10 protein-coding genes and 1 pseudogene are annotated in these 13,035 nt (G+C 74.1%); 2 read left to right on the forward strand and 9 right to left on the reverse strand.

What is annotated here, in order from left to right; translation table 11 throughout:
* Positions 1 to 49 precede the first annotated feature (49 nt).
* The 5 genes and pseudogenes from ACFWP3_RS17770 to ACFWP3_RS17790 form a co-directional block, all read right to left on the reverse strand.
* The gene (locus ACFWP3_RS17770) at positions 50 to 835 is read right to left on the reverse strand and encodes a transcriptional regulator (RefSeq protein WP_384221682.1); all 786 of its coding nucleotides are present in this window, start codon (positions 833 to 835) and stop codon (positions 50 to 52) included.
* Positions 832 to 1,245, reverse strand: coding sequence for a hypothetical protein (locus tag ACFWP3_RS17775; RefSeq protein WP_384221684.1), 414 nt, complete (start codon positions 1,243 to 1,245; stop codon positions 832 to 834). The genes ACFWP3_RS17770 and ACFWP3_RS17775 overlap by 4 nt, the downstream gene beginning before the upstream one ends.
* Before the next feature lie 187 nt (positions 1,246 to 1,432).
* A pseudogene (locus tag ACFWP3_RS17780) lies at positions 1,433 to 1,735 on the reverse strand (helix-turn-helix domain-containing protein); the annotation flags it as partial.
* Positions 1,736 to 1,832: 97 nt separating this feature from the next.
* Positions 1,833 to 2,780 (reverse strand): DUF4304 domain-containing protein, encoded by a 948-nt coding sequence (locus tag ACFWP3_RS17785; RefSeq protein WP_384221686.1) that lies wholly within the window; start codon positions 2,778 to 2,780, stop codon positions 1,833 to 1,835.
* Positions 2,781 to 2,866: 86 nt separating this feature from the next.
* Complete coding sequence (locus ACFWP3_RS17790) at positions 2,867 to 3,430, reverse strand: TetR/AcrR family transcriptional regulator (protein WP_384221689.1); 564 nt, start codon at positions 3,428 to 3,430, stop codon at positions 2,867 to 2,869.
* Positions 3,431 to 3,556: 126 nt separating this feature from the next.
* On the opposite strand from ACFWP3_RS17790, the gene ACFWP3_RS17795 reads away from it, so the two are divergent.
* Positions 3,557 to 4,819, forward strand: a complete 1,263-nt coding sequence (locus ACFWP3_RS17795; RefSeq protein ID WP_384221691.1) for a helix-turn-helix domain-containing protein — start codon at positions 3,557 to 3,559, stop codon at positions 4,817 to 4,819.
* Here the strand turns inward: ACFWP3_RS17795 and ACFWP3_RS17800 are convergent.
* The 4 genes from ACFWP3_RS17800 to ACFWP3_RS17815 all read right to left on the reverse strand — a co-directional run bounded on the left by ACFWP3_RS17800 (position 4,749) and on the right by ACFWP3_RS17815 (position 11,050).
* Positions 4,749 to 6,677, reverse strand: coding sequence for an APC family permease (locus ACFWP3_RS17800; RefSeq protein WP_384221694.1), 1,929 nt, complete (start codon positions 6,675 to 6,677; stop codon positions 4,749 to 4,751). The two genes, ACFWP3_RS17795 and ACFWP3_RS17800, sit on opposite strands and share 71 nt — an antisense overlap.
* Positions 6,678 to 6,728: 51 nt before the next feature.
* Positions 6,729 to 8,183 (reverse strand): helix-turn-helix domain-containing protein, encoded by a 1,455-nt coding sequence (locus ACFWP3_RS17805; protein ID WP_384221697.1) that lies wholly within the window; start codon positions 8,181 to 8,183, stop codon positions 6,729 to 6,731.
* Positions 8,184 to 8,344: 161 nt separating this feature from the next.
* Positions 8,345 to 8,800, reverse strand: a complete 456-nt coding sequence (locus ACFWP3_RS17810) for a (2Fe-2S)-binding protein (RefSeq protein WP_384221700.1) — start codon at positions 8,798 to 8,800, stop codon at positions 8,345 to 8,347.
* Positions 8,801 to 8,821: 21 nt separating this feature from the next.
* Positions 8,822 to 11,050, reverse strand: coding sequence for a molybdopterin cofactor-binding domain-containing protein (locus ACFWP3_RS17815; RefSeq protein ID WP_384221702.1), 2,229 nt, complete (start codon positions 11,048 to 11,050; stop codon positions 8,822 to 8,824).
* A gap of 533 nt (positions 11,051 to 11,583) precedes the next feature.
* Between ACFWP3_RS17815 and ACFWP3_RS17820 the strand changes: the two genes are divergently transcribed.
* Complete coding sequence (locus tag ACFWP3_RS17820) at positions 11,584 to 13,005, forward strand: PP2C family protein-serine/threonine phosphatase (RefSeq protein WP_384221705.1); 1,422 nt, start codon at positions 11,584 to 11,586, stop codon at positions 13,003 to 13,005.
* Positions 13,006 to 13,035 lie beyond the last annotated feature (30 nt).

Consider the following 13,035-nt stretch of genomic DNA (forward strand, 5'->3'; position numbering starts at 1 on the left):
TGCCTCCGCTCGGAGCGGTCGGCTCGCAGGGCCGGTCGCAGCGGGAGCCTCACAGGCTTGCCTCCAGTGCGTCGCGTAACCGGCGGAGCAGCGCCACGTCCGGGGATTGGGCCTGGGTCATCCAGTCGGGCAGGGGTTCCGCGACCGGCGGTGGGGGCGGGGTGTGCGGGGTCTCGACGAGTCCGGCCGCCGCGAGGCGCCGTACGTCGAGCAGCGTGTGGAAGGCGGGCCGGCCCAGGACCCACGCCAGGTCGGCCGGGGTGCGCACGCCGTCGGCCTGCCGCAGCAGGAGCCGCTGCCGGGTGGTGACGGTCTGGCCGGGTGCGGCGGCCCGCGGTACCACCGGGGCCGTGTCCAGCAGCGGGTAGGGCCAGACCGCGTCGAGGAGTTCCCTGCGGCGCCGGGTCTCGCGTTCGACGGCGGCGGCCGGGACGGAGCGGACGGAGCCGATCCAGTGGGTGGCCCCGCGCCGGAAGCGGGAGGGCCCGCTGCCCGGGGAGAGGGCGAAGAAGGCGGCGTCGAAGATCGCGGCTATGTGGCAGATCTCCAGCTCTCCGCCGGCGAGGCCGCCGCTGTCGACGAGGAAGCGGGCGACCTGGCGGCGGGCGCCGGCCCGGTCCACGGCCTCGCGCCAGCGCTCGGGGGCGAGACCGCCGCCGGTGGTCAGCAGCACGTCCAGGCCGGGGGTGGCCGGGCTCTCGGCGTGGACGACGTTGCCGTTCTCAAGGAAGAGGGTGCCCCGGTCGCGTAAGAGGGCGCCGGTGGCGCGTTCGGCGGCGAGCCGGGTGAGGAGGGGGGAGACGGCGGCTGACACGGTCGGGGCCTGGACGGTCATCTGAGCACCAGCCCCTCCGCCAGGGCGCGGAGTCTGAGGCGCGCGAGGGCGAGGTTGCCGTCGGCCCGGTCCAGCCACAGGTGCAGGAAGACGCTGCTGTCGAAGCTGGTCTCGACGAAGCGCAGCACGTGGTAGCCGGTGCGGGTGGTGACGATCAGGTCTTCGACGGGCTGTCCGGTGGCGTCGGCGGGGACGGCCTCGTCGGGCGCGGCTTCCGCCGGGGCGAAGGACTCGTACTCCGCGGCGGCCCGGGCCAGCTCGGCGGTCTCGGCGGCGGTGGTCTCGTGGTCCCCCACGGGTGAGTCCCCCGCTGTGCCGAGAGCCAGTCCGCTGCTCCAGTCGACCAGCGCGGCCCCCCGCGCACCAGGCAGGGCCATGGCTTCGAGCAGGCATTCGTCGATCCCGGGCACGCGGGCTCCCCTCCCGGCCGGACGTGCGGATTGCACGGTCGTACGGCGCGACAGGAGGGAACTTACTCAAGTTCCACAGTGCGGAAGGGGGTTCTGGCATTTTCCGCTGGAACATGCGCCGAAGCGCGCGACAGCTTGGCCGGAACCGGTCGACTTCTGATCACGAAGCGAGCGGGAGATCGTCCGAGAGCCGGAACGCACCGGCCTCGCGCAGTACGTAGCCCTCGTGGCTGAGGGTGCGCAGCAGGTGGTAGACGGTGGGCAGGGGGATCCCGGTGAGCCGGGCGAGCCGCTTGGCCGTCACGCCGCCCTCCGCGTACATCGCCTCCAGGAGGCGCAGCGCGCGCTGGACAGAACCGATCAGGGTGGGTGCGCTGTCCTTCCGGCCGTGATCCTGGCCGTCCCGGCTGTGGCCCTGGCCGTCCTGGCCGTGGTCCTGGCCGTCCCGGCCGTGCTCCCGGTCGTGCTGCTGGCTGTGGTCGGCGCCCATGGGTGATCCCCCTGCTCCGGTACGAGGCCTGGCAGACCCATCAAAGTCCCTCACCAGCCGCAAGACCAGGCTGACTCGCTTAAACCTGAGCATAAGATCACCGGACCCCGGTCCAGTCCTCGAAGTGCCAGGGCGTGTCCACGGCGAGGGGGTGCGGGGTTCCGGCGACGGTGAGGCCGGTCTCGCGCGCGGTGCCCTGTTCGAAGGCGAGGAGCAGCGACCCGTCGGGCGCGGTCCGCGCCGAGTCGACAGTGCACAGGGTCAGTTCGCCGAGCAGGGCCAGGGGATGGGCGGGCAGGGTGCTGCCCGCGGAGGGGACGGTGCGTACGTCGCCCTGGGCGCCGTAGCCGACCCGCACCCAGCCGAAGTCCGGCTGTTCGAGCCGCCAGGGGGCGTCGATGTGCAGCCTGGTCTCCCGGTCCCGCGCCTCGTCGAGGAAGGTGATGACGTAGCTGGACCGGCGTTCGCCGACCTCGACGACGACCGCCCCCTCGAGCTCCTCGGGCGCGGGGGCGCCCGCTGCCGGGCGCGGTCCGGAGTCGCTCCCGAAGCAGTACGGGTCCAGGCAGTCGGGCACCGGTTCGACGGCCGGGCCGTGCTCGGGCGCCAGGTCGGTGAGCCCGGCCCACAGGGCGGGCACCCCGTGGCGCAGGACCACGGCGAGGACGTCGTCGGCGGCGCGGTCGGCGCTGCGCGCGTCGGTGATGGTCCACCAGTGGTCGTGCGGATGGCCGAGCAGCCGCCCGATCCGCGTGTGCCATCCGACGGGCCCGACGCGATTGGCCGAAATCCTGCTGCCGAGGGCCGGGCGCCGCCGCCGCAGGGCCTCGTGCTCCTCGTACGGGACGGCCCTCAGATTGACCGTGAACCGGCACCGCTCCACCCCGTCACCGTCGCCGGCGCTGCGCTGGAAGCCGACCAGGGCGTGATCGGGCGCGGTCTCCCGCAGCCGGTACTCGAGGCCGGTACCGGTGAACCCGGCGTCACGCAGGGCGGGCGCGATCTTCCGGCGGAGCATCTGGTGGAACAGGTCGGTGGCATTCACCCCGCCAGTGTCACAAACCCCCGACCTCCCGGGCAAAACCCATCCGCGCAGTTCAGCCCGGGTACGAGGGCCGGCCGGCGGCCGGGCTACGCCGGAGGGGGGTTCTGGAGGAGGCGTTCGGCCATCGTTTCGATGAGGTCCTGCACCGGGTGGGCGTCGAGCAGGGTCGGGGCGGTCAGGTCGTCCACCATCAGGCCCAGCATCGCGAGGTAGAGCAGTACGACGCCCCGGCGGTCGCCGGGCAGGCCGGACTCCAGGTGCCAGGCGACGTTCTCCTCCAGCTCCGACCCCAGGAAGCCGGCGAGCTCCGCCTGGAGCTCGGGGCGGCGGGTGGCCTCCAGGCGCAGTTCGAGCATGGCGATGTGGACGCTGCGCTCGCGGCGCATCCGGGCCAGCAGCTCGCCGAGCAGCACCTCGGCGTCCAGCGGCCCGGTCAGGTCCGCCGGGTCCGGCACCAGCCGCTCGCGCGTGCGGTGCAGGATCTGCACGAGCAACTGGGCCCGGTTGGCGAAGTAGTTCGAGGTGGTGCCGGTGGGCACGCCCGCCTCCGCGTCCACCGCGCGCAGCGTCAGGCCGCGCGAGCCCTCGCGCGCGAGGACTTCGATGGCTGCGTCGAGCAGCGCGGCGCGGCGCTGCGGGTTCTGGCGCATGGGCGGTCCCTGGTCGGGTGCGGCACGTCATGTGAGCACTGCACGCGCAGTGCTTCGCACAAGGTAGCGGATCGGCCGGTCCGGGCCCTCCCCACCGCCCCCTCCCCCGTGTCAGGCTGGCCCGTCATGGAGCGGATCATCGAGGAGATACGCGAGGACCTGGCCCGCCGCCTGGCCGTGGCGGCGGACCGGCTCGCCGACCGGACCCTGGCCGAGGACCCCGCGTACGCCGCCCTGCTCGGCCGGGCCGAGCTGCGCGAGCGGATCCACCACAACCTCCGCCAGGCCGTCGAGAGCCTGGTCCGCAGCTCCCGCGGCCTGCCGGTGGACCTCGCCGACGCCCGGGCCACCGGCACGCTGCGGGCCGAACAGGGGCTGCCGCTCTCCTCGTTGCTGCGCGCCTACCGCGGCGGCGGACGGCTGCTGTGGACGGCCCTCACCGAGGCCGTGGCCGCGCACGACCGCTCGGCGCTGCCCCGGCTGCTGCCGGGCGCGAGCGCGCTGTGGGACGTACTGGACCAGATGACGGACGCCGTGTCCGAGTCCTACCGGCGCACGGAGGCCGCCCGTGCGGACCGCGACCGGGAGCGCCGCGCGGCCCTGCTGGACGTGCTGCTGGACGGCGCTGCGGCCCCCGGCGGCCCCGCGGCCTCGGAGGCGGCGGCGCAGCTGGGGCTGCCCGAGCGCGGCCGCTTCGCCGTGTTCGTGGTGGCCGCGGATGGCTCCCCCGGGGCCGCGGGGACGGCGACGGAGGCGGCCGCGGAACGGCCCGTCGCCGCCGGGGCACCCCGCGTGCTGTGGCGGATCCGGGCCGGCGGCGAGACCGGCCTGGTGGAGCTGGGCCACCATCCGCTGGAAGCCGTACGGGACATGCTCGCGCCGCTCGGGGTCCGTGCCGGGGTGAGCCCGGTCGTGGAGGCGCCCGCCGAGCTGGCCGGGGCGCACCGGCTGGCCGCGCTCGCGCTGCGCACCGTCCCCGAGTCCGGCGGCCCGCGCACCGCCCTGCTGGACGAGGGGCTGCCGGCGGCGCTGGTCGCGGCCCAGGCCGAACTCGCCGGGCGGCTGCGGACGGTGGTGCTGGGCCCGGTCCTGGCGCTGCCCGCCGAGGACCGCCGGCTGCTGCTGACCACGCTGGGCACGTGGCTGGCCTGCCAGGGCTCGACGACGTACGCGGCGCAGCGGCTGTACTGCCACCGCAACACCGTCTCGAACCGGCTGCGCCGTCTCGAGCAGCTCACCGGCCGTTCTCTGGCGGATCCCCGGCACGTGGTGGAACTGGCGCTGGCGCACGCGGCGGTGGCCCAGCGGGCCGCGTCCGCTACGGCGCGGGCGGGGACTTCGCGGACTCCAGCAGGTACGGCACGTCGATCACCGCGACCCCCGGGGTGAACAGCAGCCGGGCCTTGAGCCGCAGCGCGTTCTGGTTGTGCAGGGGCTGCTCCCACCAGTGGCCGACCACGTACTCCGGGATCACCACCGAGAGCACGTCCGTGGAGCTGTCCGCCGCGAGCTCCTCGACGTGGGCCAGGATCGGGCCCACCACCTCGCGGTACGGGGAGTGCAGGATCTTCAGCGGGAGGCCCGGGGCGTGTGCGGCCCACTCCTCGCGCAGCCGGGCCGCCTCGGTCTCGTCCGCGGCGACGGTGACCGCGGTCAGGGTGTCGGGGCGCAGGGCCTGCGCGTAGCCGAGTGCCTTCAGGGTGGGCGCGTGTACGGAGGCGACGAGGACCAGGACGTGGTGGCGGGCGGGTTTGCGCGGCTTCGCGCCGGGGGCGACGGCGACCTGCCGGGCGACCTGGTCGTAGTGGCGGCGCACGCCCTTCATGCCGAGGAACAGCAGCGGCATGGCGATGACGACGAGCCAGGCGCCGTGCGTGAACTTGGTGATCAGGACGATGACCAGGACCAGCGCGGTCATGGAGGCGCCGACCGCGTTGATGGCGAGCCGCCGGTGGATGTGCACGCGTTCCTCGCGCGGGGTGGCGGGTGAGGCGAGCTCCCTGCGCCAGTGCCGGACCATGCCGGACTGGGAGAGGGTGAAGGAGACGAAGACGCCGATGATGTAGAGCTGGATGAGCCGGGTCAGCTGGGCGTCGAACGCGACGATCAGGGCGATGGCGGCGAGCGCGAGGAGCACGACGCCGTTGGAGTAGACGAGCCGGTCGCCGCGGTTGAAGAGCTGGCGGGGCGCGTACCGGTCCTTGGCCAGGATCGAGGCGAGCATCGGGAAGCCGTTGAAGGCGGTGTTCGCGGCGAGGATCAGCACGCCGGCGGTGACGGCCTGGAGCAGGTAGAAGAGGAAGTGCCAGCTCCCGAAGGTGGCGCGGCCGATCTGGGCGAGGGCGGTGGAGGTGGCGGTGCCGGGCGGCAGGCCCAGCTCGGTGGGGTCGGCCGCGACGTGCACCTGGTAGGTCATGGCGAGTGCGGTGATCCCCATGAACATGGTCACCGAGAGCACGCCCATCGCGGCGAGGGTGGTCGCCGCGTTCTTGGCCTTGGGCTTCCGGAAGGCGGGGACGCCGTTGCTGATGGCCTCGACACCGGTGAGGGCGGTACATCCGGAGGCGAAGGCGCGCATCGCGAGGAGCACCACGGCGAAGCCGGTGTAGGTGCCGACCTCGGTGATGGGCAGGTCCGCGGACTCGGCGCGGATGGTGTCGCCGGTCGCCAGCCGTACGGCGGCGCAGGCGAACATGATGTAGATGACGAGGACGAAGCCGTAGGTGGGGATGGCGAAGACGCGGCCCGACTCGCGTACGCCGCGCAGGTTCATCAGGGTCAGCAGCACGACGAATCCCACCGAGAGGCCGACCTCGTGGTCGTTCAGCGCGGGGATGGCCGAGGTGATCGCGGCGACGCCGGAGACCACGGAGACGGCGACGGTCATCACGTAGTCGACGAGCAGGGCGCTGGCGGCGGTCAGGGCGGCGGTCTGTCCGAGGTTCTCGGAGCTGACGATGTACGCGCCGCCGCCGCCCGGGTAGGCGTGGCAGGTCTGCCGGTAGGAGGCGATGACGACCACGAGCAGGAAGACGATGGCGGCGGCCGCGTACCAGGTGAGGTGGAGCAGCGCGACGCCGCCGAGGGCGAGGATCAGCAGGATCTCCTCGGTGGCGTAGGCCACGGAGGAGAGCGGGTCGCTGCAGAAGATCGGCAGGGCGAGCCGTTTGGGGAGCAGGGTCTCGCCCATCCTGGCGGTGTCGAGGGGTTCACCGACCAGTACGCGTTTCACATTGATACGCCTCATTGGGGCATGATCGTGCATGTTTTGCGTGATTCATCCCTTTTGCTGGCGGTGTCACCCGGCGAGCTCCTCCGCCCGGTGCGCCAGCCACAGGTCGTAGCGGGCACTCGGCGACTGGAGCAGGGAGCGCTCCAGCAGTGCCTCGATGCGGGTCAGCCGCTTGCGGGCACCGGGGACGGAGACGCCCAGCGCGGCGGCCGCCGGGACGAGCCGGGCATCGTGCGCCAGCCAGGTGCGCACGGTGGCGCGGGCGCCCGCCGGGGCGTCGGGCCCGGTCAGCGGGCCGAGATGGGCGCGGGCCCAGGCGGTCAGGCGCGGGTCGCGCAGCAGCCCGTCGAGATCGGGGGCCGCCCGCACGGCCGCGGAGTCTCTCTCCTCCGCCGTTCCCGATCCCTCCGTGCCCTCCCCCGCCGGCCCGCCCGGAGTCAGCCGCAGGGCCAGCGAGAGCGCGGCCTGGTCCCCGAGGCGGGCGAGGTCCAGGCTGAGCAGGGTCTCGACCAGCCGGAGCCGGGCGGCCAGGGTGTTGCGGTGGATCTTCAGCAGCCGGGTCGCGTGCGAGGAGAAGTTCAGCCAGGCGTGGGCCGTGGCCCGCAGTTCCTGCCCGCCGGGGTCCTGCGGGCGGCGGGGCTCGTACCCGTGCAGGGGCGCGAGCAGGGCCTCGGCCCAGCCGGCCCCGGCCCCGTGGGCGGCGAGCGCCAGCTCGGGACCCGGCCCGAACCGGGCGTGCCGCTCGGGCCGGCCGCGGGCCACGGCCAGGGCGTGGAAGGCCTGGGTGTAGGCGGCCGGGGCCTCGCGCAGGCCCCGCTCCCCGCTGACCCCGACCACGCAGTCCGGGGCCACCGCCACCAGCGCCCCGGCCAGCGGGTCGTGGTCGGCCCGGGCGGAGGCCAGGTCCGCCGGGACGAGCACGATGAGGTGGCGCACGTAGACCGGGCAGCGCACGATCCAGGCCCGGCCGCCCGTCAGCTCACCGACCCGCCGGGCCACTTCGCCGCGCCGGCCGGTCCGGCACTCCACGACGTACATGCGCATCGGCTCGGGCAGCGAGGGGCCCAGCGCCTCGGCCACCTGGTGGGCGCTGGAGAGCCGGCCGTTCATCAGCAGGTGCAGCACCGCCTCGCGCGCCCGCGCCTCGGCCAGCCCGGCCCGCGCCTCCCGCCGCTCGGCCTCCTCGGCGCGCAGCACCAGGCCAAGCGGTACGGCGGCGTCCGCGAGCAGCGCGGGCGCCTCCGGATCGTGCGGCCGGTCCAGTACGGCGGCCAGCGCGCGCCCGCCGTCCAGCGCGAAGAGCAGCGTGGCGGCCCGGGCGCCGTGCAGGACGGCCGACCGTACGCCGCGGACGTTCATCTCGGCGGCGGCACGCAGCACGGGCTCCGGCCCGCGCCCCTGCTCGGCGTCGACCACCCCGGCCCACCCGCCCAGGCGGGCGGCGAGCCATTCCAGCAGGGCGGCCGACCCTCCGGTGTGGGCGAGCCGGTGGACCTTGAGGACGTCGTCTGACCGGGACACCGCGGCATTGAACCACCCGCCGCACACTGTGCGCAGTGATACCCGTCTCGCGGCGTCACTGGGCGGAGCGAACCCTGCGAACGGCCCCTGACCCGCATAGGTTTGGCCACGAGCGGCCGGATCCCGGCATCCGCGGGGGAAACGCCGGGGTCCGCCGCCGCTCACATACGGGCGGCCGCGCTGCGGATGGCCTCGCGGATGCGGAAGTAGGTTCCGCAGCGGCAGATGTTGGCGATGGCGTCGATGTCCTCGTCCGTGGGCTCGGGGGTGCGCCGCAGCAGCGCCACGGCCGCCATGATCTGGCCGGGCTGGCAGAAGCCGCACTGGGCGACGTCCTGTTCGAGCCAGGCCTCCTGCACGGGGTGCAGCGTGTCCCCGTCGGCCAGCCCCTCGATGGTGGTCACCGCCTTGCCCGCGCACGCGGAGACGGGCACCACGCACGGCCGGACGTCGGTGCCGTCGAGGTGGCTGGTGCAGGCCTTGCAGACGTCCACGCCGCAGCCGTACTTGGGGCCGGTGACGCCCAGCATGTCGCGCAGCACCCAGAGCAGGGGCAGGTCGTCGGGCGCGTCCACGGTGACGCTCTGCCCGTTGACGGTGAAGGTGTGGGAGGGCACGGCCGTACTCCTGGCTGCGGTCTATCGCGGGTAGGGGGTGAAGTCGACATCGAAGTCGAGGGGGAAGCTGCGCGGCTTGGCACCGGTGGCCCGGGCCCAGGCGTTGGCGATGGCGCCCACCGCGGCCGGGACGCCGAGCTCGCCCGCCCCGCCCGGCTCGTCTCCGGTGGCGGGCAGCACGTGGACCTGTACGTCACGCGGGGTGTCGCGCTGCCGGGCCCAGTGGAACTGGCTGTAACTGCCCTCCAGCGGGAGGCCCTTGTCCAGGTGCAGTCCGGCGCGCAGGGTGGTGGAGATGGCGTCGGTGAGGCCGCCGACCATCTGGGCCTCGAGCCCGCGCGGGTTGACGGGCAGGCCCACGTCCACGGCGATGACGGCCTTGGTCACGCGCACGCGCTCCGGGTCGCGGGTGTCGATCTCGACGAGGCAGGCCGTGCGGGACTTGTACTCCTCGTGGAAGGCGATGCCCTGTGCGCAGCCCGCCGGCATCGGCCGCCCCCACTGCCCTTCCGTCGCGGCCTTGTCGAGCACGGCCCGCTGGGCGGCGGTCTTCAGGAAGGTGCGGCGGAAGGCGTACGGGTCGCGGCCGGTCGCCGCGGCCAGTTCGTCGACCACGATCTCCTCGGCGCCGCGGGTGTTGGCCGAGTACACCGAGCGCCAGGACCCGGTGGGGATGCCGGTCGGCACCTCGGTGAGGGCCTGGGTGGTGAGCCCGAAGTGGTACGGGGACTTCACGGTGGTCAGGAACAGGGTCTGGGCCAGCGTCGCGTTGCCGATGCCCAGGGGCAGGCTGGCCGCGGTGGCGGTGATGATCTCGCCCAGCCCGTGCCGGAAGTCGGTCTCGACGGCGGCGACCCGGTGCTCGAAGCTGAGGATCTCGCCGAGCAGGTGCGTGGCCCGGATCCGGTGGTGGGTGGCGGGGCGCATCCGGCCGTGCCGGGTGTCGTCCACACGGGTCCACATCAGCCGGACGGCGCGGCGGCAGGCCTTGGAGATCCGGGCGGCCTCCAGGGCCGCGTCGAAGAAGAGCCGCCGCCCGAAGGAACCGCCGGCCTGGACCACGTGCACCGTGACCTTGTCCAGGGGCAGGCCGAGGTCGGCGGCGATGGTCTGGCGGGCCACGATGGGGGACTTGAGGCCCGACCAGATCTCGGCCCGGTCCTCCCGTACGTCGGCGACGGCGGAGTTGGTCTCCATCGGGGAGTGGCTGACGAAGGCGAAGTCGAACTCGGCGTCCACGTACGGGGTGAGCAGCGGCGGCACCAGCAGCGGCGGGGTGGCGGCGCGCAGCTTCGTACGGACCTGCGCGTCGGACAGCGCGTCGGCGGGGCCCGGCCCCCAGGTGACCTGGAGGGCTGCCTTGGCGGTGAGGGCCTGCCCGAAGGTCTCGGCGACGACGGCGACCCCGGTCGGCACGGTCACCACGTGCAGGACGCCGGGCATGGCCTTGACGGCGGCGAGGTTGGCGACGGTACGGACGCTGCCGCCGAGGGTGGGCGGCCGGCGCACCACGCAGGGCTTCGCCCCGGGCACGTCGAGGTCGAGGGTGTACCGCTGGGCCCCGGTGACCATGGCGCGGGCGTCGATGCGGCCGGTCGGTTTGCCGACCAGGGTGTGCTTCGCCGTCTTCTTGGGGGTGGCGCCGAGGACGACCAGGCCCGGGTCGGCGGCGGCCGCCGCGAGGGAGCCGTAGCCGGCGGTGCGGCCGTCCGGGGCGCGGACGGCGCCGTTCGCGGTGGTCAGGGCGGACGGGGAGAGGCCCCAGCGGCGGGCGGCGGCGGCCACGAGCCGGGCCCGGGCGGTGGCGGCGCACTGGCGGACCGGCCCGTAGAGGGAGCGGATGGAGTTGGAGGATCCGGTGAGCTGGTTGAAGAGCAGTTCGGGCCGGGCGTCGTCGAGTTCGACGCGTACGGCGCCGAGCGGCGCGTCCATCTCCTCGGCGACCAGCATGGCCACGGCGGTGGTGAGGCCCTGGCCGACCTCCTCCCGCGGCAGCCGGAAGCGGACGGTCCCGTCGGCCTCGACGGCGAGCGCGAGCAGCGCCGAGGTGGGTGCGCCGGCCAGGATGAACAGGTCGCCGAGGTCGATCACGTCGGCGATGGCGGGCAGGCTGGGCACCACGGCGCGGGCGGGCTGCGGGGCCAGCGCGTCGGCGCCGGCGCGGGTGACGAGGGCGAGCGTCGGCGCCGCGACCAGATAGGTGAGGAAGGACCGGCGGCTCTGCCCCGCCGGGTGGTTCTGCCCGGTCATGTGTGTCGTCCCCACCCTGCGCGGGCCCGCGTCCGTACTGCCGCGCGGGCCACCCCCGGTTCGTTACCGACACGTAGGGTAGCGATCAAGGGGGGCGCTGGGAAGTCCGGGGGCGGGACGGCGGACAGCGGCGGCCGACGGCGGCGGGGGTCATTCGTTCGGGGGTACCACGGCAGGGGCGTCGTTCCCGACCCGAACGGAGGCGCGGGGCTCGTACGCCTCGGCCGTACGCTCGATCCGCCGCGCCCCGAGGGCCTGTTTCCGGCCGTCGCTTCCCGCTCCCTTCCGGGCCGCCGGAGCCCTCAGCCGCGGGACCGGGGAGGCGGGCGCGCCAGGGCCGATCATGAGGCCCTGACCTCGGCTGACCGGATTCGTTCGTACGGGAGGGACGCGCCGTAAGGCCTCAGGTATATGCCAGGAGCAAGGCCGTTGCGGATGTTGCCAAACGCCTTACACGCCGTCGCCGCCTGTGCAACAGTCGTAACCGGTCCTTCCTTCAGACTTGGCCGTGCCGCGCCTGTATCGGAGTTCTCATGCCGTCCCACCTGTTCGCGGACCGTCCCGCGCAGCCGCCCGAGCCGGGGTCAGTGGACGCACTGATCTCACAGACCCGGCGCCTGCGGGGTGACGTGGACGCGGTCCGCCGCGACACCGTGGTGGACGACGACGACGCCCAGGGCCGCTGGCAGCGCGCGCTGTGCGATCTCGCCGTGCACCACCTCGACGACCTGCGCGAGCACCTGGGCCAGCTCAAGGAGGGCCTGCCGCCCGCGCCGGAGACCATCGTGCTCCCGCAGGCGGCGCCCGAGGCCGGCCCCGAGGCGCAGACCCGGGTCGGCAGCGCCGAGTGGAACCTGCTGACCGACGAGGTCAGTTGGTCCGACGAACTGTTCCAGATCTTCGGGCGGTCCCCCGAGGCGGGCGCGCTCCCGCTCGACGAGATGGGCTCCACCCTGTTCTCCGAGGACCAGCCGCTGCTCACCGCCTGGGTCACCGCGTGTCTGGTGGACGGCAAGGCGATCGACGGCGAGTTCCGCATCGTCCGGACCGACGGCCGGGTCCGGACGTTGCACATGAGGGGCGAGCCGGTACTCGACTCCGACGGCTGCACGGCCTCCATGTGGGCCGTACTGCGGGACGTGAGTGAACTGCGCCGGAGCCAGCGGGCGGTGCGCGAGTCCCGTGACTCGCTGCAGCGCCAGCGGGAGATCGCGCAGACCGAGCACCGGCTTGCGGTCGAGCTGCAGGAAGCCGTGCTCCCCCCGTGGCGCGGCTCCCTGCGGTTCCCGCACAGCAACACGGGCACGCTCGACGTGGCCGCGCACTACCTGCCGTCCGCGACCAGCGCCCTGATCGGCGGCGACTGGTACGACGCCCTCGAACTCCCCGACGGAAGCTCGATGCTGACGGTCGGTGACCTGACCGGGCACGGGGTGACCGCCACCTCCGGCATGGCGATGATGCTCGGCGCCCTGCGCGGCATGGCGATGGCGGGCATCGAGCCCGGCCCCCTGATGGGATGGCTGAACCAGCTCCTGGAGACCTCCGTACAGCCGGCCCTCGGTTCGGCGGTGTGCTGCCGCTACGATCCCGAGCGCCGCGTCCTGTCCTGGGCGCAGGCCGGCCACCCGGCCCCCCTGCTGTTCCGCCGAGGCTCGGGACGCTCGCTGCTGCCGCCCGAGGGCGTGCTGCTGGGCGCGACCTCCGGAGCCTCGTACGGGCAGGCCGAGGAGCGGCTCGAGGAGGGCGACGTGCTCGTCCTGCACACGGACGGACTGACGCCGCGCAGCATCGAGTTCAGCAGGGCCGACGGAACGGAGCGGCTGCTGGCGCTCGCACCGCGCTTCTCGGCGGCACGGTCGGCTCAGGACTGCGTGCGCATGGTGATCGAGGAGTTCGGCGAGAGCGAGCGCGAGGACGACGCGTGCGTGCTGGTGGCACGGGTCGGCCCCTAGCCGGAAGGACCCCGCCGGGGCTCCGTGCGG

The organism is Streptomyces sp. NPDC058525 (genome assembly GCF_042719495.1).
GTDB lineage: Bacteria > Actinomycetota > Actinomycetes > Streptomycetales > Streptomycetaceae > Streptomyces.

Excerpts from the sequence above, each read along its gene's own strand:
- ACFWP3_RS17820 (WP_384221705.1), top strand. The coding sequence starts at position 11,584 with ATGCCGTCCCACCTGTTCGCGGACCGTCCCGCGCAGCCGCCCGAGCCG.
- ACFWP3_RS17770 (WP_384221682.1), bottom strand. The coding sequence starts at position 835 with ATGACCGTCCAGGCCCCGACCGTGTCAGCCGCCGTCTCCCCCCTCCTC.
- ACFWP3_RS17795 (WP_384221691.1), top strand. The coding sequence starts at position 3,557 with ATGGAGCGGATCATCGAGGAGATACGCGAGGACCTGGCCCGCCGCCTG.
- ACFWP3_RS17800 (WP_384221694.1), bottom strand. The coding sequence starts at position 6,677 with ATGAGGCGTATCAATGTGAAACGCGTACTGGTCGGTGAACCCCTCGAC.
- ACFWP3_RS17815 (WP_384221702.1), bottom strand. The coding sequence starts at position 11,050 with ATGACCGGGCAGAACCACCCGGCGGGGCAGAGCCGCCGGTCCTTCCTC.
- ACFWP3_RS17790 (WP_384221689.1), bottom strand. The coding sequence starts at position 3,430 with ATGCGCCAGAACCCGCAGCGCCGCGCCGCGCTGCTCGACGCAGCCATC.